Origin of the sequence: Streptomyces curacoi (assembly GCF_001513975.1) — a bacterium.
Taxonomy (GTDB): Bacteria; Actinomycetota; Actinomycetes; order Streptomycetales; family Streptomycetaceae; genus Streptomyces; species Streptomyces curacoi.
In genome coordinates, this window is the sequence record NZ_KQ947985.1 from 764,154 (window position 1) to 783,803 (window position 19,650).

A 19,650-nucleotide genomic window follows, 5' to 3' on the forward strand; every position below is an offset into this window, starting at 1 on the left:
CTGATGGCCGGCGGGGTGCCTTGACAGCGGCTGGCAGACTGGAGCCGTCATGCTGAGGATCACCAAGGAGTTCCACTTCTCGGCCAGCCACGTACTCGACCGGCTGCCGAGCTGGCACCCCTGCGCCCGCATGCACGGCCACAACTACGTCGTTGTGCTGGAGCTCTCCGCCCGCCGCGAGGACCTCACCGACGCGGGGTTCGTCCGTGACTACCGAGAGCTCGATGCCTTCAAGAAATGGATGGATGAGACCCTCGACCACCGTCACTTGAACGAGGCAATGGGGGGGGGGGTATCTCCCCGTCAGCGGAGAATTTGGCTGCATGGATCTTCGACCTCTGGATCGATCGGTATCCTGAGTTGACCGCAGTCAAGGTCTCGGAGACGCCCAAGACGTGGGCTGAATACCGGCCGTCGCGGTGAACGGTGACGGCCACGCCCTGCGGCTTGGGGCATTCGCGTAGTGCTCCCGAATAGGGCTGCCTCTTGTCGGCCGTGAGTGGCGCCGGCAACGGGTCAAGACGGCCGCTATGCCCGGCTGGATTCCTGCGTCATGCCAGTGCAGCGCAACCGGCGTCCGTGGGTTCGACGAGGTGGGGTGACTTCCGTCGGCGGGAGTGACGACGTGGACGAGGCCCTTCTTCCACAGCTCTGCAGAGACGCCGTACCAGGCCAGCTGCCGCTCGACCCATGCCTCGTGGCCGGGGTCGGCTGCAGCAGGTCGCGTTCTTCGCTGCTCAAGACCAGGTGGCCAGGCTATGGCAGGGCTTCCGGCAGGACAGCAGCTTGGAGCGGTGCAGTGTAAGGACGTAGCTGCACCACTTGGCTCGCTGCCTCACGTGAAGGCGAGTTCACGGAAGGCGTTGCGGCCGTCGGCCAGAGACCGCGGTCGCGGGTGTACTAGAGCTTGTTGGTGAGAAGCACCGTCCATCGGTCCTCGCTGGGCGAAATCCACATCCCCGTGCCGGTGAAGCCGTAGTGGACCCACACGTTCTGTTCGGTGGCGGTACTTGGGGCGGATGCCAGAACCGCCTACGGGCTGGCTGGAGTCCGCCGGTCTGGATGGTCAGGGAGCAAGCGGTCCACTCGGTCCCGAAGCCAGCACGGGTGCGGGATGTGGAGGCGTCGAGGTTGGGGCGCAGCGGGCAGTTGGTCCAAGGTCTGGGCTGGAGAGGTGTTCGGCGAGGTAGCCGAGGATGACGGCGGTCCGGTCGCTGTACTCGACCGCTTCGCCGAGGGCCGGTGGAGCTGCTCGTGCAGTACGCCGCTGCGGATGTCCTCCGTACTGGTGCCGTAGAGGTTCTTCCACTGGGCCCGCAGCGGGACGCCGGCCGTGTGCGTCAGCAGTTGCCCGGCGGTTACGGCACCAAGCGGGTGGCCGGTGGCCTCGGGCCAGATGGTTCCGAGCGGCTGGTCGAGGCCGAGGCTGCCGTCCTCCCAGAGGGCGCCGATGGACGACCACACTTCCGTTGCCTCGCCCCTCCCGGCCAACCACCCCGACGGCCGCAGCCCGACAACCGACGCGCTGTCTCCGAAAGAGAACAAGGAGGAACTGATCTGATGCGCACGCGCACTTCGTGGGCTCCGCCGCAGGGATACGTCTACGAGGCCGCATGGCTGGCAACCTCGAACTCGAAGGCTTACTGCGAATCCCAGGGAGAAAAGGGAATCTCGGAGGGGCCTGGACCGCCTATGTGTGCCAAGAGGAATATCGCGGGGGCGCGAACATTCCTCTCCTCTTCCAGGTGCTGTACGTGAAGAAATGAACCGAGGGCGACACACACCGGGACCGATGCACGACCCTGCCGGTTCTGGCTCAACGAGCCGTGCCCAGGTGATCGCGACGTGTCGTAATCACGGTGCGCCATCGTGCACGTGTCCGCCGGGAGTCTGATGCGCGGGCTGACCGATCAGTGGACGCATCCCTCGCTGTTCGTCGAGTCATGCTCGATCGGCTGCTCCGGGCTCGCGGGTAAGACGTACGGAGAGCGGCGGAATCCCCGGTACGGCACCGTACTGGGATTCCGCGTGTGCCCCGACCTCATAGGTCAGGGCGCGGAGTCGGTGGCCGTAGTCGGAGGCCGCCGGTTACAGGCTTACTGGTCTGCGGTCTTGCTGAGGTCGAGGCTCCGGCTCCGCGCCGCCTCGGATTCGCGGACGCGTAGGGCGCGAGCCGGCCTATGGCACGTCTCCGGACGAGGCGCCGGGCCGCCACTTGGGAGACGCCGACCAAGAGCTTCTCTCAGTTTTCTCCCAAACGATCACCGGAGACGCAGGAAGGGCCTGATCCTCAGTGAGGATCAGGCCCTTGACCTGGTGTTTCTGTGTCGGGGTGGCGGGATTTGAACCCACGACCTCTTCGTCCCGAACGAAGCGCGCTGCCAAGCTGCGCTACACCCCGATGTCACTGCTTGTCGCGGCGACGACGTTTACTTTAGCCCACTGGCGGCTGGAGACGAAATCCGGTTTTCGCGCGGTGGTGAGCGCGGTAGCGGAGTGTGTGGGGGCGGGTGTGGTCGAGGGCTACCAGGAGGATGGCCAGGGCGTACATGGCGAGGCCGAGGAGGAGGGCGTTGCCGAGGACGCTCTTGTAGCCGTGCTGGTCGACGTCGAGGAAGGGGTAGAGGTAGCGGGCCGGTGTGCCGGGGAGGAGGAGTTCGCCCCGGATGAAGGTGAAGGCCAGGTAGGTGAGGGGGTAGAGGAGCCAGCTCGCCGCCTGGCGTAGGTGCAGGTGGCCGGGGGCGGTCAGGAGCAGCCAGTCCAGCAGGGCTGCGATGGGGATCGCCGTGTGCAGGACGTGGGTGGTGATCGCGTGCCAGCCGGTCGGGGCGGCGGGCTCGCTGGTGAGGACGCCGGGGAGGGTGAAGGGGCTCGCGGCGTTCGCCAGGAGTAGGTGGTAGACGAGGCCCGTGGTCATGGCGTAGAGCAGCGCGGCACCCGTCAGGGCCGAGGGGAGGGGGCGGCGGGCCGTCCAGGCGCGGCGGGCGGAGGCGGTGAGGACCAGGGCCAGCAGGATGTTGCTCTGGATCGCGAAGTGGCTCAGGGTGCGCAGGGGGCTGCCGAGGGCCAGTTCGACCGTGACGGCGGCGGCCGCGGCCAGTGCGACCAGCAGGCGGTATACGGCGACCAAGGGGCGGTGCGCGGGGGCCCTCACCGCCGAGGCGGGGACATGGGAGGGCAGCAGTGTGGGCATGCCCGGTATCGCGGGGAGGTTCGGCATGTCCCTGGGTATCGGGGCGGTCATGCCCTCACGCTAGGCAGGGTGGGCAAAAGGGGCGATATGGGTGGTCCGGGCGGGTGATGTCGGGTGGCCGTCGCCGCGTCGCCGTTGCCGTCGTCGCGTCGCCGTTCGCCGTCGCCGTCGCCGTTCGCCGTCGCCGTCGTCACGTCGTCGTGGCCGGCCGCCCGTCTCCTTCCCGCCCGGCCCCCGTCTCCTCCCCACCCGGGCCCCACCCGGGCTCCGCCCCTCCTCGCCTCTAGTCCCGCGCCACCAGCGTCAGCAGCGTCGCCTCCGGAGGGCATGCGAAGCGGAACGGGGTGTAGCGGTTCGCGCCGCAGCCCGCCGAGACGTGCAGGTAGGCCGTACGGCCCTGCGCCGTGTGCGTGGACAGGCCCTTGACGCGGTCCGTGTCCAGGTCGCAGTTGGTGACCAGGGCGCCGTAGAAGGGGATGCAGACCTGGCCGCCGTGGGTGTGGCCGGCCAGGATCAGGGGGTAGTCGTCGGCCGTGTACGCGTCCAGCACCCGCAGATACGGCGCGTGGACCACGCCCATCGCGAAGTCGGCGGCGCCCGACGGGCCGCCGGCCACCTGCTCGTAGCGGTCCTTCTTGATGTGCGGGTCGTCGAGGCCGGTGAGCTCCACCGAGAGGCCCTCGATCTTCAGCGTCCCCCGCGTGTTCGTCAGGTTGAGCCAGCCCGCGGCGTCGAAGCCGTCGCGCAGGTCCTCCCAGGGGTTGTGGATCGCGCCGACGACGGGCGGGTTGCCGTTCAGGCCGTGGCGGCCCTGGACCTTCTCCAGCAGGTAGCGGGCGGGGTTGCGGGGCTTGGGGCCGTAGTAGTCGTTCGAGCCGAAGACGTACGCGCCCGGGAACTCCATCAACGGGCCCAGCGCGTCCAGGACCTCCGGCACGCCCTCCGGGTCGGACAGGTTGTCGCCCGTGTTGATCACGAAGTCGGGGCGCAGGCCGGCCAGGGAGCGCAGCCAGCGCTGCTTCTTGCGCTGGCCGCCGACCATGTGGATGTCGGAGACCTGGAGCACGCGCAGCGGGCGCATGCCGGCCGGCAGGACGGGGACCGTCACCCGTCGGAGGCGGAAGGAACGGGCCTCGAAACCCGCCGAATACAGCAGACCGGCGGCACCAACCGCCGTGATTCCCAGGGGTACTCCGTATCGCGCGCGCATACGACCCATCGTGTCAGACCGCGGGGAGTGCCCCGGACCCGCCGGTCCCGCCGGTCGTCCCCGCCCGCACTCGACCTCCTCCGATACGGCGCCTCCATGCAGGCCCCTTGAAATCAACGGGCGTTCCGCTCCCCACACCTGCGACAATCAACCCCATGACCACGCTCAAGTCGAAGCTGCAGGAAGACCTCAACGCCGCGATCAAGGAGCGCGACGAGCTCCGCTCCTCGACGCTCCGGCTGACGCTCGCCGCGATCACCAAGGAGGAGGTCGCGGGCAAGGAGAAGCGCGAGCTCTCCGACGACGAGGTGCAGAAGGTGATCACCCGCGAGGCGAAGAAGCGCCGTGAGGCGGCCGAGGCCTTCGCGCAGGGTGGTCGTGGGGAGCAGGCCGAGCGGGAGAAGGCGGAGGGCGAGGTGCTCGCCGCGTACCTGCCGAAGCAGCTCAGCGACGACGAGCTGAACCAGATCGTCGCCCAGGCCGTCGAGGAGGCCAAGGCGGCCGGCGCCGAGGGTCCGCGGGCCATGGGTGCCGTCATGAAGATCGTGAACCCGAAGGTCGCTGGTCAGGCGGAGGGCGGTCGCGTGGCGGCGGCGGTCAAGAAGCTGCTGGCCGGCTGACGCCCACAGGCACGCGGCGCGGGCCCCGGCCCACGGCCCCGGGCCCGTATGACTTACGGCCCCTCTCCCTTCGTACGACACGAAAACCTCGTACGAAGGGAGAGGGGCCGCCTCTGTCTCAAGCGCCGTCTCTGTCCCAAGGGCCCTCGGCGTCCCCAAGCGCCCTCGGTCGGCCCGGCCGGCCGCGTCAGTCGCGGCCCCCGTTGCCGTTGCCGTTGCTCTGGCCCTGCCACCAGCCCTCCGGGATCGAGAAGGTCGGTGTCGGGAAGGCGCCGCCGTCCGTGCCGCCGGTGTTGCCGCCGTTGACCAGGCCGCCGATGACGTTGTCGCCGTTGTCCCCGTCGTTGTCGCCGTTCCCGTTGCCGTCCTCGTCGCCGCGGTCCCGGGGGTCGGCCCGCGGGATGTCGACGAGGTTGAAGCTGTCCACGGGCTTGCCCTCCAGGGCGCCGGCCATGGCGTCCCGCCAGATCGGGCCGGGGACCCGGCCACCGAAGACCAGCTCGTTGTACTGGCCGCCGATGTAGATGTTGCGCATCTTGACCTTCTGGGTGGCGCTGCCGACCCAGACGGCGCCCGAGAGGTTCGGGGTGTAGCCGACGAACCAGGCGTTGCGGCGCTCGTCCGTCGTACCCGTCTTACCGGCGCTCTGGCGGTCGGTGAGACCGGCCTCCTGGCCCGTACCGGAGTCGACCACACCGCGCAGCAGGGTGTTGATGGTGTCCGCGGTCTTCTCGGACATCGCGCGCGAGCAGGTCGACTTGGGCACCTCCAGGGACTTCTGCTGGCCGCCGATCTTCTGCGTGATCGACTCGATGGCGATCGGCGTGCAGTACATGCCGCGGGAGGCGAAGGCCGCGTACGCGCTCGCCATGGTGAGCGGCGAGATACCGGTCGAGCCGAGCGTCATCGACGACGGCACCTCGGGGATCTTGTCGCCGTTGCCCTGCCGGACGTGCAGCTTGTCGGTGATGTTGACCACCGGGCACATGCCGATGTCCTCGATCATCTGCACGAAGTAGGTGTTGACCGACTTGGCCATGGCGTCCTCGAGCCGGTAGGGGCCGACCTCGGACTCGTTCTCGTTCTCCAGCTTGTAGCCGCCGTCGTTGACCCAGGGCTTCTCGCAGCCCCGCACCGTCTTCGGATACGGCATCTCGTACGGGGCGGGGTACTCCTGCGTCGGGGGCCGCCCCTCCTCCAGCGCGGCCGCCGCCACGAACGGCTTGAACGTCGAACCGGTCGGGAAGCCGAAGTTGGAGCCGCCGTACGCCTTGTCGACCGAGAAGTTCAGCTCGGTCTCGTTCTTGCCGTAGCCGAACGGCTTCGACTGGCCCATGCCGAGGATCTTGCCCGTGCCGGGCTCGACGAGGGTGGCCGCGGCGGCGACCTTGTCCGACTGGTAGACGTGGTCCTTCAGCGAGGACTGGACCGACTCCTGGGCCTGCGGGTCGAGGGTCGTCCTGATGGTCAGGCCGCCCTGGTTCCAGATCTTGGCGCGCGCCTCGCGGTCCTTGCCGAAGACCGGGTCGCTCTTGAAGACCTTCTCGACGTACTTGCAGAAGAAGCTCGCGCCCTTCACGGCGGTGATGCAGCCGTTCTTGGGCTTGCTGACCTTCAGCTCCAGCAGCGTCCCCTTGGCCTTGTCGGCCTCCGCCTGGGAGATGTCGCCGACGTCGGCCATGCGCTGCAGCACGACGTTGCGCCGCTTGGTGGCCTCGGCCTCGTCGTTGACCGGGTCGTAGCGGCTGGGCGACTGCACGATGCCGGCCAGCAGCGCGGCTTCCTGGAGCTTGAGGTCCTTGGCGGACTTGGAGAAGTAGCGCTGGGCGGCGGCCTCGACGCCGTACGCCTGCTGGCCGAAGAACGTGATGTTCAGGTAGTTCTCGAGGATCTTCTTCTTGCCGAGCTCCTCCTCGACCTGGATCGCGTACTTCAGTTCGCGGATCTTGCGGCCGAGGGTCTGCTGGGTGGCCTGCGCGACCTTCGTCGCGTCGTCGCCGGCCTCCTCGACGAAGACGTTCTTCACGTACTGCTGCGTGAGCGTGGAGGCGCCCTCGGTCACTCCGCCGCTCTGGGCGTTGCGGTTGAGGGCGCGCAGGACGCCCTTCAGGTCGACCGCGCCGTGCTGGTAGAAGCGGGCGTCCTCGATCGCGACGATCGCCTGCTGCATGTACGGCGAGATGTCCTTGAGGTCGACCACCGTGCGGTCGCGCGAGTAGACCGTGGCGATCGTGCCGCCGTTGGCGTCCAGGATCGTGGTGCGCTGGCTCAGCGGCGGGGTCTTGAGGTTGGCCGGGAGCTCGTCGAAACTCTCGACGGATCCCTTGGCCGCGAGTCCCAGCGCGCCGACGGCGGGCAACGCGATGCCGGCCAGTACGGCTCCCGCGAGCACACTGACACCGAGGAACTTGGCGGCCTGCTGCGTTGGCGACAGACCACCGCCCGAGCGCTTCTTTGGCATGGGGGCAGCCTAAACCGTAGAGATGAGCGAACCGAGAGCCGACGGTGTGAGCACGGCACAGGTCTGCCCGCTCTGCGCCGCCAGGCGCAGCTCGCTGATGGATGCAGCCCATTCGCCGGACAGGCGTGCAGGCCTTGGCCTAAGCTGCTCTCGACTGTCACAGCAGTGCGGCCACGTATCTATACGTCCGGCGACCCCGAATCGTTCCGGAGGTTCCCCAACTTTTTTGGTGGGGGCGTGTCCGAATCCGCCTTGTGTGTCATCCGGCGTCCGTTGTGACTCAACAGAACTGTCCCGGTTTGCCGGGAAGGTCGCGCATGTCGCCAGCTCACTCCCCCGGGTGATCTGCCGCTTACCCATAGTCCGTTCGGGCCATTCAAGATTGGGCCCGCTGGGGGTGTTGCGCTGTGCCCACCTTCCGTAACGTCCTCAACTGGCGGCGGTGAATATGCCGCTGCCGCCGTGGGGGAGCCTCGATTCGGGAGAGGACGGCGCCGGTATGGGCTGGGTAACCGACTGGAGTGCGCAGGCTGCCTGCCGCACTACCGATCCGGATGAACTGTTCGTTCAGGGAGCAGCGCAGAACAGGGCCAAGGCGGTGTGCACGGGATGCCCGGTGCGCACGGAGTGCCTGGCGGACGCGCTCGACAACCGCGTCGAGTTCGGCGTGTGGGGAGGCATGACGGAGCGGGAGCGCCGCGCACTGCTGCGCAGGCGACCCACCGTCACCTCGTGGCGCCGGCTGCTGGAGACGGCTCGTACGGAGTACGAGCGCGGGGCAGGCCTGGTGCCCCTCGACGACGACCAGGTGTACGAGAACTACGCGGCGGTGAGCTGAGGCGGCCCACGAGGTCTCCCCTCAGGCGCCGGCCGCGGGGTCGGGCAGTTCCGGCCGGTTGGCCGCGAGCCGGTTTCCGATGTCCCGCAGTCCCGCGAGGTCATGCACATCGCCGGGCAGCGCGGCCACTTCGGCCACCGCCACCTCGGGGTGGAGCGCGGTGAAGCGGTCACGGGTGCGCTGCTCGCGGGAGAGCAGCTGCATACGGTCGGCGTGCAGCCTCAACAGGCCTGCCGTGAGCTGGTCGACGGACCGCTCCAGATGCGGGGCGACGGGCTGCGGCTCGTCCGTGGCCGCGAGTCGCTCCAAGTCCGTGACGGCGGGGGAGCCTTCGTCAGGAGCCGATGCTTCGGGAGCGGGCGATTCTGAACTGTCGTATGTCTCGGGGGAGTTACGAAGTCCAGCTTTCCCGCCCTCCTGATCCACAATGCGAGGCTCTTCAAGATTTTCCGCGGCGGCGAGCGCCCGCTCGGCCGACAGCCGGTCGGCGCCGCTGCCGTGGACCCGGTTGAGCACCAGACCGGCGAGCGGCATGTCCTCGGCCGCCAGCCGCTCCACGAAGTACGCGGCCTCCCGCAGCGCGTCCCGCTCCGGCGCCGCCACCACCAGGAACGCCGTGCCGGGCGCCTGCAGCAGCTTGTACGTCGCGTCCGCGCGCGTACGGAACCCGCCGAACATCGAGTCCATCGCGGCCACGAACGTCTGGACGTCCTTCAGCAGCTGCCCGCCGAGCAGCTTGCCGAGCGCCCCCGTCATCATCGACATGCCGACGTTCAGGAACTTCATCCCCGCCCGCCCGCCGACCTTCGCCGGGGCCAGCAGTACGCGGATCAGCTTGCCGTCCAGGAACGAGCCGAGCCGCTTGGGGGCGTCCAGGAAGTCCAGCGCCGAGCGGGACGGCGGCGTGTCCACGACGATGAGATCCCACTCGTCCCTCGCCCGCAGCTGCCCCAGCTTCTCCATCGCCATGTACTCCTGCGTGCCCGCGAAGCCCGCCGAGAGCGACTGGTAGAAGGGGTTGCCCAGAATCGCGGCGGCCCGCTCGGGGTCCGCGTGCGCCTCGACGATCTCGTCGAAGGTGCGCTTCATGTCGAGCATCATCGCGTGCAGCTCGCCGTCGCCCTCGACGCCCTTCACCCGGCGTGGGGTGTTGTCGAGGGAGTCGATGCCCATCGACTGGGCGAGCCGGCGGGCCGGGTCGATGGTGAGCACGACGACCTTCCGGCCCCGCTCGGCGGCTCTGAGCCCGAGCGCCGCCGCGGTTGTGGTCTTGCCCACACCGCCCGAGCCGCAGCACACCACGATGCGGGTCTTCGGGTCGTCGAGCAGCGGGTCCAGGTCGAGTACGCGCGCGGGGGAGAGGTGCTGGGGGTGGTGCGGCTGGCGAGCGGTGTCGTGCGTGTGGGCCGGTTCCGGACGACTCATGACATCCCCTGCTTCCGACGTACGGCGTACCGCTCGCACCTGGTCAACGAACTCATGTCAGACCCTGTTCCCGCAGCTCGCGTGCGAGTTCGTACAGGCCCGCCAGGTCCATGCCCTCGGCCAGCAAGGGCAGCTCGTGCACGGGCAGACCCAACTCCTCCAGCACCGCCCGCTGTTCCTGCTCCAGCGCATACCGCTCGGCGTACTCGTCGGCCTGCGCCAGCAGCGGGTCCACCAGCCGCTCGGCGTTCCCGCCGCGCCGCGCCCCACCGAGCCCGGCCGAGGAGAGCGACTTGGCCACGGCGGCGCGCGGAACGGTTCGTACGAGTTCCAGATCGCCGGCGTCCAACACCTCGGGCCGCACCATGTTCACGATGGTCCGCCCCACCGGCAGCCGCGCCCCGCGCAGCTCGGCGATCCCGTCCGCGGTCTCCTGGACCGGCATCTCCTCCAGCAGGGTCACCAGATGCACGGCCGTCTCCGCCGACTTCAGCACCCGCATCACGGCCTGCGCCTGATTGTGTATCGGCCCGATCCTGGCGAGCCCGGCGACCTCGTCGTTGACGTTGAGGAAGCGGGTGATGCGCCCGGTGGGTGGCGCGTCCATGACGACGTAGTCGTACGCGAACCGCCCGCTCTTGTCCTTGCGCCGCACCGCCTCGCATGCCTTGCCGGTCAGGAGTACGTCCCTGAGCCCCGGCGCGATGGTGGTGGCGAAGTCGATGGCGCCGAGCTTCTTCAGCGCCCGGCCCGCCCCGCCCATCTTGTAGAACATCTGGAGGTAGTCCAGAAGGGCCAGTTCGGGGTCGATGGCGAGGGCGTACACCTCCCCGCCCCCTGGAGCGACGGCGATCTTCCGCTCCTCATAGGGCAGCGCCTCTGTCTCGAAGAGCTGCGCGATGCCCTGCCTGCCCTCGACCTCGACGAGAAGCGTCCGCTTCCCCTCGGTCGCGAGGGCGAGCGCGAGCGCGGCGGCGACCGTGGTCTTTCCGGTCCCGCCCTTGCCGCTGACGACCTGGAGCCTGCTCACGTCTTCGAGCCTAACCAGTCGGTGCGCCGACTACGCGACAGCCTGTGGACAACGTGACCGCGGCCGGCCGCTCGGCCGCCGCTCGACCCCCGCCGGGCAGCGGATAAAGTCGGCCACATGACCAAGTGGGAATACGCAACCGTGCCGCTGCTCGTCCACGCCACGAAGCAGATTCTGGACACCTGGGGCGAGGACGGCTGGGAGCTCGTCCAGGTCGTGCCCGGGCCGAACAACCCCGAGCAGCTCGTGGCCTACCTGAAGCGGGAGAAGCAGGCGTGAGCGCCGTCGAGGCGAAGCTCGCCGAGCTGGGCCTGACGCTCCCGGAGGTGGTGCCTCCGCTGGCCGCCTACCAGCCGGCGGTCCAGTCGGGCGTGTACGTCTACACCGCCGGCCAGCTCCCCATGGTGGAGGGCAAGCTGCCGGTCACCGGCAAGGTGGGCGCCGAGGTCACCCCCGAGGAGGCCAAGGAACTCGCCCGCACCTGCGCCCTGAACGCCCTCGCGGCCGTGAAGTCGGTGGCGGGCGACCTGGACCGTATCGCGCGGGTGGTGAAGGTGGTGGGCTTCGTGGCTTCGGCCTCGGACTTCACCGGCCAGCCGGGCGTCATCAACGGCGCCAGCGAACTCCTCGGCGAGGTCCTCGGCGACAAGGGCGTCCACGCGCGCAGCGCGGTGGGCGTGGCCGTGCTTCCGCTGGACGCGCCGGTGGAGGTCGAGGTGCAGGTGGAGCTGACGGAGGCGTAGGCCTTCGGCGGTGGGGGCCGGTTCGGGGCCGGTTCGGGGTATGTCCGGGGCCGGGCTGGGGCCGGGCCGGGACAGGCTGAGCGGCGGTGAGCGGCGGTGAGCGGTGCTCAGGAGCGCTGAGCAGTGCTGAGCAGTGCTGAGCAGTGCTGAGCAGTGCTGAAGAGCGCTGAGCGGCGCCGAAACAGCCGCCGCTCGGACTCCTGGCAGGGCACAGTGACCCCATGGCCGAAAACGTTCCCGGCAGAGGGCTCGACGCTCAGGGGTACATCGCGCGCGAAGGGTCCCTCGGGCGTGTCGCGCCTGCGTTCGGCCCTGTCGTCGCCGCCGCGCGGGAACGCCTGCCGACCGTGTTCGGGGCACGGCTGCACAGCGCCTACCTCTACGGGTCGATTCCGCGCGGCACCGCGCGCGTGGGGCGCAGCGACCTGGATCTGCTGGTCGCCCTGCACGAGGAGCCGACTGAGGCGGACCGGGCGGCCGCGCGCGGCCTCGGCGAGGGGCTGGACAAGGAGTTCGGGCAGATCGACGGGGCCGGGACGCTGCTGTACAGCCGCGGGCGGCTGCTGAGCGACCTGGAGAGGTACGACCTCGGGTGGTTCGTCGCCTGCCTCTGTACGCCCCTGCTGGGGGCCGATCTCGCCGAGTCTCTGCCCCGCTATCGGCCCGACACGCTGCTCGCGCGGGAGACCAACGGTGACCTCGGCCGCCTGCTGCCCCGCTGGCGGGAGCGGATCGCCGGCGCCGGCGTCGGCGTCGGCGTCGACGTCGACGCCGGCGCCGGTGACAGCGATGACGCCCGGCGGCCGCTCGTGCGGTTCATGTCGCGGCACCTGGTGCGCACGGGGTTCACGCTGGTCATGCCTCGCTGGGGCGGGTGGACCAGCGATCTGAGGAAGATGGCGGAAGCCTTCGGGGCGTACTACCCCGCGCGGCCGAGCAGATGCGGACGGCGGCCGTGCTCGGGTACGAGCCGACGGGGGACGTGGGTGTTCTTCGGTCGTATGTCGAGGATTTCGGGCCGTGGCTGGCGGGGGAGTACGCGCGCGTGCACGGGGTGAAAGCGCCTCGCCCCGATGCGTGGACGTAGCCCCGATGCGTGGACAAGAGGACCTGGACGTGGGTCAGATGAGGCCGTGCTCCTCCAGGTAGTCCATCTGAGCCCGCACCGACAGCTCGGCCGCCGGCCACAGGGAGCGATCCACGTCCGCGTACACGTGGGCCACGACCTCGGCCGGAGTGCGGTAACCGTCCTCGACCGCCGTCTCGACCTGGGCGAGGCGGTGGGCGCGGTGGGCGAGGTAGAACTCCACGGCGCCCTGGGCGTCCTCCAGGACGGGGCCGTGGCCCGGGAGGACGGTGTGCACGCCGTCGTCCACCGCGAGGGACCTGAGCCGCCGTAGCGAGTCCAGGTAGTCGCCCAGGCGGCCCTCGGGGTGCGCCACGACCGTCGTACCGCGGCCCAGGATCGTGTCGCCGGTCAGGACGGCGCGGTCGGCCGGGAGGTGGAAGGAGAGCGAGTCGGCGGTGTGGCCGGGCGTCGGTACGACGCGCAGCTCCAGCCCGCCGACGGTGACGACGTTCCCGGCAGCCAGGCCCTCGTCGCCGAGCCGGAGCGCCGGGTCGAGCGCACGCACGCGCGTGCCGGTCAGTTCGGCGAAGCGGGCGGCGCCCTCGGCGTGGTCAGGGTGGCCGTGGGTGAGCAGGGTCAGGGCGATGCGCTTGCCGGACTTCTCGGCCGTGTCGACGACGTTGCGCAGGTGGCGCTCCTCCAGGGGGCCCGGGTCGACGACGACGGCCAGGTCGGAGTCCGGCTCGGAGAGGATCCAGGTGTTGGTGCCGTCCAGGGTCATCGCGGAGGGGTTGGGCGCGAGGACGTTGACGGCGCGGGGGGTGGCGGGGCCGGAGAGGACTCCGCCTCGGGGCTGGCCGGGGAGGGCGGCTGCGTCCGTCATACGAAGGGGCCTTCCAGGGCTGCGGGCACTGCGGGTACTGCGTGGACGGTCATGCGGGGGCTCCGCCGGTCGGGATGTGCTTGGTGAACTCGTCGTGCCCCGGCCAGGAGAGCACGATCTCGCCGTCCACGAGGCGGGCCTGCGCCAGGACCGGGGTGAGGTCGCGGTCGGGGGCGGCGGCGAGGGCCTGGGCGGCGCTGTCGTACGGCGTCAGCTGGCGCAGGGTCGCGATCGTGGGCGGCATCATCAGCAGTTCGCCCTTGTCGTACGAGGCGGCGGCGTCCGTGGGCCGGATCCAGACCGTGCGGTCGGCCTCGGTGGAGGCGTTGCGGGTGCGTTGGCCCTCAGGGAGCGCGGCGACGAAGAACCACGTGTCGTAGCGGCGGGGTTCGAACTCCGGGGTGATCCAGCGGGTCCAGGCGCCCAGGAGGTCCGAACGGAGGACCAGTCCGCGGCGGTCCAGGAACTCGGCGAACGACACGTCGCGGGCCACCAGGGCGGCGCGGTCCGCCTCCCAGTCGTCGCCCGTGGTGTCGCGGACGACGGAATCGGGGGTGGGGCCGGCGAGGAGCACCCCTGCCTCCTCGTACGTCTCCCGTACGGCCGCGCAGACGATCGCCTGTGCTGCCCCCTCGTCGACGCCGAGCCGGTGCGCCCACCACGCGCGCGTGGGGCCCGCCCAGCGGATCTGGTGCTCGTCGCGCGGGTCGACGCCGCCGCCCGGGTAGGCGTACGCCCCGCCGGCGAAGGCCATGGACGTACGGCGGCGCAGCATGTGCACGGCGGGGCCGGCGTCAGCGTCTCTGAGCAGCATGACGGTGGCCGCGCGCTTGGGAACGACAGGCTTGAGGCTTCCTTCCGCGAGCGCACGGATACGGTCCGGCCACTCCGGTGGGTACCACTGCCCGTTTGCCATGGGCGGAGGCTATCTCTTGGGGCGCGGATGTTCGAGGGGGGCCTGTGGGGGTGCGCGTGTGAATGCCTGCGGCGGCCTGTGGGGGTGGGGTGGGGGTGCGCGTAGCGCCTGCGGTGGGTTTGTGGGTCGGGGCCGCGCCGGGGGGTGTCCGTCCTCGGACCGGCGGCCCCCTTGGGCCAAGAGGTGCCGCGTGTTGACGCCGGTCACTGCGGGCGGACACCCCCCGGCACGTCCCCTTCCCGCCGTGGGCGACTGCGGGCCCGTGGGGGGTACGCCGCTGCCCCTCTGCATGCCGGTCGGCGTCTTTCAGCCCGTCCGGCGTTTGAGGACGAGGCCCTTTCAGGGCCGAAGCGGGGGTCCAGGGGGCGGCAGCCCCCTGGCGGGGTCGAAGGGGCGGAGCCCCTGGAGGTGGGACGGGTAGGGGCGGCGGGGGCGAGGAAAGGCCGGGGCGGCAACCACAACGGGGCCCCGCCTCGCAGTGAGACGGGACCCCGGTGTCGTAGGACTCGGCGTGACTACCGCGACCGCTTCGCCAGCCGCTCCACGTCCAGGAGGATCACCGCACGGGCCTCCAGTCGCAGCCAGCCACGCTGGGCGAAGTCGGCCAGCGCCTTGTTCACGGTCTCGCGGGACGCGCCGACCAGCTGCGCCAGTTCCTCCTGCGTCAGGTCGTGCACGACGTGGATGCCCTCCTCGGACTGCACGCCGAAGCGGCGGGAGAGGTCCAGGAGCGCACGGGCCACGCGGCCGGGGACGTCCGAGAAGACGAGGTCGGACATCGCGTCGTTGGTGCGCCGCAGGCGGCGTGCGACGGCGCGCAGCAGGGCGCCGGCCACCTCGGGGCGGGCGTTCAGCCAGGGCTGAAGGTCACCGTGGCCGAGCCCCAGCAGCTTGACCTCGGTCAGCGCGGTCGCCGTCGCCGTACGCGGACCCGGGTCGAAGAGGGACAGCTCACCGATGAGCTCACCGGGACCGACGACGGCCAGCATGTTCTCGCGGCCATCGGGTGAGGTGCGGTGGAGTTTGACCTTGCCCTCGGTGACGACATACAGCCGGTCACCTGGGTCGCCCTCGTGGAACAGGGAGTCACCACGTGCGAGGGTCACCTCACTCATGGAGGCGCGGAGCTCCGCGGCCTGCTCGTCGTCGAGAGCCGCGAAGAGCGGGTTGCGCCGCAGAACGTCGTCCACGAGTTCTCTCCTTGTCGACCTGCTCAGGGGATCTTGCTCCCCCGTGTACCAGGGGACCGTGGTGCCCATTCTGCCGGACGGTCCAAACAGTGTGATCTGTCACAAGGATGCCGCACAGGTGTCCCGGGGTACGCGGCAGGGGTCCAATTGGGCGCCGATCTTCAGGGTCCGGGGCGGATGTCGGTGTCGGGCTTTAGGCTGGCCGGGTGTCCAAATCGCCGGTGAGAGCACAGGCCAAGGGGGCTGGGCGGGTGGTTGTACGTCGCGATTCCGCTGTGGGCGAACAGGACCCTGGTGGCGGAAGGAAAACGGCAGAAGCGGCGAAAACGGCGCCGGAGGAGGTGGCGGCCGGTGGCGAGAAAGCGGCGGTGAAGAAGGCCGCGCCCACCAAGAAGGCCGCGCCCACCAAGAAGGCCACGCCCGCGAAGAGGGCGACGGCGAAGAAGGTGTCGGGCAAGAAGGCCGCGCCCGCGAAGAAGGCAACGGCGAAGAAGGCATCGCCCGCCAAGAAGGTGATCGCCAAGAAACCCGTCGTCGCCCCCGAGAAGGCCACCGCCGCGGTGAAGGGTGCCTCTCCCGTCAGGACCGTCACCCCGAAGCCCCCTACGGCCGAGTCCCGTACCGCCCTCGTCCGCCGGGCCCGCCGTATCAACCGCGAACTCGCCGAGGTCTACCCGTACGCCCACCCCGAGCTGGACTTCGACAACCCCTTCCAGCTCCTGGTCGCCACGGTCCTGTCCGCTCAGACCACCGACCTGCGCGTCAACCAGACGACCCCCACGCTTTTCGCCAAGTACCCCACGCCCGAGGACCTGGCCGCCGCCAATCCCGAGGAGGTCGAGGAGATCCTCCGTCCGTGCGGCTTCTTCCGGGCCAAGACCAAGTCGGTCATGGGTCTGTCGAAGGCACTGGTGGAGAACCACGGCGGTGAGGTTCCGGGCCGGCTCGAGGATCTCGTCAAACTGCCCGGGGTGGGGCGCAAGACGGCCTTCGTCGTGCTCGGCAACGCCTTCGGCCGCCCCGGCATCACCGTGGACACGCACTTCCAGCGGCTGGTGCGGCGCTGGCAGTGGACCGAGCAGACGGACCCCGACAAGATCGAGGCCGAGATCGGCGCGCTGTTCCCCAAGAGCGACTGGACGGACCTCTCGCACCATGTGATCTGGCACGGGCGCCGTATCTGTCACGCCCGCAAGCCCGCCTGCGGAGCCTGCCCCATAGCGCCGCTCTGCCCGGCGTACGGCGAGGGCGAGACGGATCCGGAGAAGGCGAAGAAGCTCCTGAAGTACGAGAAGGGCGGCTTCCCGGGCCAGCGACTGAAGCCCCCGCAGGCTTATTTGGACGCCGGCGGCAAACCGGCCCCGCCGCTGGGGGCGGGATGACGCAGCGAACCGGACGAGTCGGGGCACCTCCGTGCGGTCGTACGGCAGCACCGGAGCGGGCCGGGTGGCGGCAGGCGGGCGGCCGTAGGGATGGGCTGGAGTGGTTCGGGTACCGGCAGGTGTGTCGCCGTGAGACAAGCCCGGAGCGGGCCGGGTGCGGGCACGCGGGTGGTCGTACGGCCCGGCTGGAACGATCTACGTGCCGTCAGGCGTTGGACTCGGCAGGACGACGGGGGTGGCGATGACGCGCGCGAGCGGTACGCAGGACGGGCCGGTGGTGCTCAGCAAGGACGGGCTGCCGCACTGGCTGGATCCGGTGGTCCGGGTGGTCGAGACGGTCGAGCCGGTGCAGCTGAGCCGCTTCCTGCCGCCGGAGAACGGCGCGGGGCGCCAGTCCGCCGTACTGATCCTCTTCGGCGAGGGCGAACGCGGGCCCGAACTGCTGCTCATGGAGCGGGCCAGTTCCCTGCGGTCGCACGCCGGGCAGCCGTCCTTCCCCGGCGGCGCCCTCGACCCCGAGGACGGTGACCCGAAGGCCGACGGGCCGTTGCGGGCCGCTCTGCGGGAGGCCGAGGAGGAGACCGGGCTCGATCCGAGCGGCGTTCAGCTCTTCGGCGTCCTGCCCAAGCTGTACATCCCGGTCAGCGGTTTCGTCGTGACGCCCGTGCTGGGCTGGTGGCGCGAGCCGAGCCCGGTCGGCGTCGTCGATCCGAACGAGACCGCCCGGGTCTTCACCGTCCCCGTGGCGGATCTCACGAATCCGGACAACCGCGCCACGGCCGTCCACCCCAGCGGCCACCGAGGTCCGGCATTTCTGGTCGAATCGGCCCTGGTCTGGGGCTTCACGGCCGGAATCATCGACCGTCTGCTCCATTTCTCGGGCTGGGAGCAGCCCTGGGACCGGGACAAGCAGGTCCCGCTCGACTGGCGGTCATGACAGGGTGTCTGCCGTGCCGTGTTGCCCGGGGCGCCCCTGTGCCGGGTCCTCCCGGCCGTTCTGTGGTGATCGGAAAGTGATGAGGCGAGGCCTGAAGCAGTGAACGTGGTGGACATCCTGTTGCTGGTCGCCGCCGTCTGGTTCGCGATCGTGGGCTATCGCCAGGGCTTCGTCGTCGGCATCCTGTCGGTGATCGGCTTCCTCGGCGGCGGCCTCGTGGCCGTGTACCTCCTCCCGGTCATCTGGGACGCGCTGACCGACAACGCCGAGGTGAGCACGACCGCCGCCGTGGTCGCGGTCGTCGTCGTGATCGTCTGTGCGTCCGTCGGCCAGGCCCTGACCACCCACCTCGGCAACAAGCTGCGCCGATACATCACCTGGTCCCCGGCCCGCGCCCTGGACGCGACCGGCGGCGCCCTGGTCAACGTCGTCGCCATGCTCCTGGTGGCCTGGCTGATCGGCTCCGCCCTCGGGCAGACCACGCTGCCGGGGCTGGGCAAGGAGGTCCGCAGCTCCAAGGTGCTGCTGGGCGTCTCCGAGTCGCTGCCCGACCAGGCCGACACCTGGTTCAAGGACTTCACCTCGGTCCTCGCGCAGAACGGCTTCCCCCAGGTCTTCAGCCCGTTCGCCAACGAGCCGATCAAGGAGGTCGCGCCGCCCGACCCGGCCCTCGCCAACAGCGCGGTGGCCACCCGGGCCCAGCGCTCCATCGTCAAGGTCATGGGTACGGCGACGAGTTGCGGCAAGGTCCTGGAGGGCACCGGATTCGTCTTCGCCGACCGCCGCGTGATGACCAACGCGCATGTCGTCGGCGGCGTCGACGAACCCACCGTCCAGATAGGCGGCGAGGGCAGGAAGTACGACGCGACGGTCGTCCTCTACGACTGGGAGCGCGACATCGCGGTCCTCGACGTGCCGGACATGAAGGCGCCCGTGCTGCAGTTCACGACCTCCGACGCCGAGAGCGGCGACAGCGCGATCATCGCGGGCTTCCCGGAGAACGGGGCGTACGACGTGCGCGCCGCGCGCGTGCGCGGGCGCCTGCCGGCCAACGGCCCGGACATCTACCACCGCGGCACCGTGCGCCGTGATGTCTACTCGCTGTACGCGACCGTCCGCCAGGGCAACTCCGGCGGTCCGCTGCTCACGCCCGAGGGCAAGGTGTACGGCGTGGTCTTCGCCAAGTCCCTCGACGACGCCGACACCGGTTACGCCCTCACCGCGGACGAGATCCAGGAGGACATCGTCAAGGGCCGTACCGCCAACCAGCAGGTGGACAGCGACAGCTGCGCGCTGTAGCCCGTGCGGAAAGGCTGTACCGGGTCGGGAGAGGCGGCTGTTGAGGCCGATCGCGGAGCGGGCGGCTGCTCAGCCGCGCGGGTGGCGCAGGCGTACCGAGACCCAGCGGGCCCGGCGGCGCAGAATGCGCGGAATGCCCACCCGGAGGTCCGAGCCCGGCATCTGCGGGGCGCTGTCTCGCTCGTGGGAGCTCAGCCCACCGGCCGAGCGGCGATTGCGTGCTGCGTCACTGTAGTCGTGCGTCCAGCCCATACCCCGACGTCTGCCCCTGCCGCATGGTCGATAACCGCCTCCGGCGCCCCCAATTGGCCTATGCGCCGGGCAATTGGCTGTTCGTAGGACAGGTGTTCAGCTCCGGATACCGGGCGCATCGGCGCGGTCACCGAACGGGTTCGGGGTCTTTCCGCCAATCGGCCGGACCGCCGACCGCCCCGCCGTGCTCACCGCGGCGGGC

At 70.1% G+C, this 19,650-nt stretch carries 16 protein-coding genes, 1 tRNA gene and 3 pseudogenes; 9 read left to right on the forward strand and 11 right to left on the reverse strand.

The genetic code is table 11. The features are described 5' to 3' along the window. The first annotated feature begins 49 nt into the window (after positions 1–49). Positions 50–423 (forward strand): annotated as a pseudogene (locus tag AQI70_RS09015) (6-pyruvoyl trahydropterin synthase family protein). Positions 424–835: 412 nt separating this feature from the next. Here AQI70_RS09015 and AQI70_RS37175 read toward each other — a convergent pair. The 4 genes and pseudogenes from AQI70_RS37175 to AQI70_RS09030 form a co-directional block, all read right to left on the reverse strand. Next, positions 836–1,464 (reverse strand): annotated as a pseudogene (locus tag AQI70_RS37175) (serine hydrolase domain-containing protein); the annotation flags it as partial. A gap of 863 nt (positions 1,465–2,327) precedes the next feature. Next, positions 2,328–2,401 (reverse strand) — tRNA-Pro (locus AQI70_RS09020). A 33-nt stretch (positions 2,402–2,434) separates the two neighbouring features. After that, on the reverse strand, positions 2,435–3,244 hold the full coding sequence (locus AQI70_RS09025) for a Pr6Pr family membrane protein (protein ID WP_062146220.1): 810 nt from the start codon (positions 3,242–3,244) through the stop codon (positions 2,435–2,437). 232 nt (positions 3,245–3,476) lie between these two features. Continuing rightward, positions 3,477–4,403, reverse strand: coding sequence for a metallophosphoesterase (locus AQI70_RS09030; RefSeq protein ID WP_062146222.1), 927 nt, complete (start codon positions 4,401–4,403; stop codon positions 3,477–3,479). Between the two features lie 155 nt (positions 4,404–4,558). On the opposite strand from AQI70_RS09030, the gene AQI70_RS09035 reads away from it, so the two are divergent. Further along, the gene (locus AQI70_RS09035) at positions 4,559–5,023 is read left to right on the forward strand and encodes a GatB/YqeY domain-containing protein (protein ID WP_062146224.1); all 465 of its coding nucleotides are present in this window, start codon (positions 4,559–4,561) and stop codon (positions 5,021–5,023) included. A gap of 187 nt (positions 5,024–5,210) precedes the next feature. Here the strand turns inward: AQI70_RS09035 and AQI70_RS09040 are convergent, their stop codons facing one another. Continuing rightward, positions 5,211–7,484, reverse strand: coding sequence for a transglycosylase domain-containing protein (locus AQI70_RS09040; RefSeq protein ID WP_062146226.1), 2,274 nt, complete (start codon positions 7,482–7,484; stop codon positions 5,211–5,213). A 499-nt stretch (positions 7,485–7,983) separates the two neighbouring features. On the opposite strand from AQI70_RS09040, the gene wblA reads away from it, so the two are divergent. Beyond that, the gene (gene wblA / locus AQI70_RS39585) at positions 7,984–8,322 is read left to right on the forward strand and encodes a transcriptional regulator WblA (RefSeq protein ID WP_063608098.1); all 339 of its coding nucleotides are present in this window, start codon (positions 7,984–7,986) and stop codon (positions 8,320–8,322) included. Positions 8,323–8,343: 21 nt separating this feature from the next. On the opposite strand, the gene bagB is transcribed toward wblA, so the two are convergent. Together bagB and bagA are read right to left on the reverse strand one after the other, a co-directional pair. Further along, positions 8,344–9,747: an ATPase BagB gene (bagB, locus tag AQI70_RS09050; protein WP_062146228.1), complete on the reverse strand. Its 1,404-nt coding sequence runs from the start codon at positions 9,745–9,747 to the stop codon at positions 8,344–8,346. Between the two features lie 52 nt (positions 9,748–9,799). Next, positions 9,800–10,777: an ATPase BagA gene (gene bagA, locus AQI70_RS09055; RefSeq protein WP_062146230.1), complete on the reverse strand. Its 978-nt coding sequence runs from the start codon at positions 10,775–10,777 to the stop codon at positions 9,800–9,802. A gap of 117 nt (positions 10,778–10,894) precedes the next feature. Here bagA and sp36 point away from each other — a divergent pair, with 117 nt between their 5' ends. From sp36 to AQI70_RS09065, 3 genes and pseudogenes are all read left to right on the forward strand, one after another. Further along, positions 10,895–11,056, forward strand: a complete 162-nt coding sequence (sp36, locus tag AQI70_RS38425) for a Sp36 family protein (protein ID WP_003975360.1) — start codon at positions 10,895–10,897, stop codon at positions 11,054–11,056. Next, positions 11,053–11,520, forward strand: coding sequence for a RidA family protein (locus AQI70_RS09060; RefSeq protein WP_003999198.1), 468 nt, complete (start codon positions 11,053–11,055; stop codon positions 11,518–11,520). The genes sp36 and AQI70_RS09060 overlap by 4 nt, the downstream gene beginning before the upstream one ends. 221 nt (positions 11,521–11,741) lie before the next feature. After that, positions 11,742–12,607, forward strand: a pseudogene (locus AQI70_RS09065) (nucleotidyltransferase domain-containing protein). Between the two features lie 34 nt (positions 12,608–12,641). On the opposite strand, the gene AQI70_RS09070 reads toward AQI70_RS09065, so the two are convergent. The 3 genes from AQI70_RS09070 to AQI70_RS09080 form a co-directional block, all read right to left on the reverse strand. Then, positions 12,642–13,472: an MBL fold metallo-hydrolase gene (locus AQI70_RS09070; RefSeq protein WP_062146232.1), complete on the reverse strand. Its 831-nt coding sequence runs from the start codon at positions 13,470–13,472 to the stop codon at positions 12,642–12,644. A gap of 49 nt (positions 13,473–13,521) precedes the next feature. Beyond that, a complete protein-coding gene (locus AQI70_RS09075; RefSeq protein WP_062146234.1) occupies positions 13,522–14,388 on the reverse strand; it encodes an NUDIX hydrolase in 867 nt (288 codons plus the stop codon). A 515-nt stretch (positions 14,389–14,903) separates the two neighbouring features. Further along, positions 14,904–15,578, reverse strand: coding sequence for a Crp/Fnr family transcriptional regulator (locus tag AQI70_RS09080; RefSeq protein WP_030668030.1), 675 nt, complete (start codon positions 15,576–15,578; stop codon positions 14,904–14,906). A 341-nt stretch (positions 15,579–15,919) separates the two neighbouring features. On the opposite strand from AQI70_RS09080, the gene nth reads away from it, so the two are divergent. From nth to AQI70_RS09095, 3 genes are all read left to right on the forward strand, one after another. After that, positions 15,920–16,960 carry an endonuclease III gene (nth, locus tag AQI70_RS09085; RefSeq protein WP_279616749.1) on the forward strand — a complete coding sequence of 347 codons (1,041 nt, stop codon included), beginning with the start codon at positions 15,920–15,922 and terminating at the stop codon, positions 16,958–16,960. Positions 16,961–17,201: 241 nt separating this feature from the next. Next, positions 17,202–17,897, forward strand: coding sequence for an NUDIX hydrolase (locus AQI70_RS09090; protein WP_062146576.1), 696 nt, complete (start codon positions 17,202–17,204; stop codon positions 17,895–17,897). A gap of 99 nt (positions 17,898–17,996) precedes the next feature. Next, positions 17,997–19,196 (forward strand): MarP family serine protease, encoded by a 1,200-nt coding sequence (locus tag AQI70_RS09095; RefSeq protein WP_062146236.1) that lies wholly within the window; start codon positions 17,997–17,999, stop codon positions 19,194–19,196. 69 nt (positions 19,197–19,265) lie between these two features. On the opposite strand, the gene AQI70_RS40080 is transcribed toward AQI70_RS09095, so the two are convergent. Continuing rightward, entirely contained in the window at positions 19,266–19,448 is a 183-nt protein-coding gene (locus tag AQI70_RS40080) for a hypothetical protein (RefSeq protein ID WP_078504115.1), read from the reverse strand. Positions 19,449–19,650 lie beyond the last annotated feature (202 nt).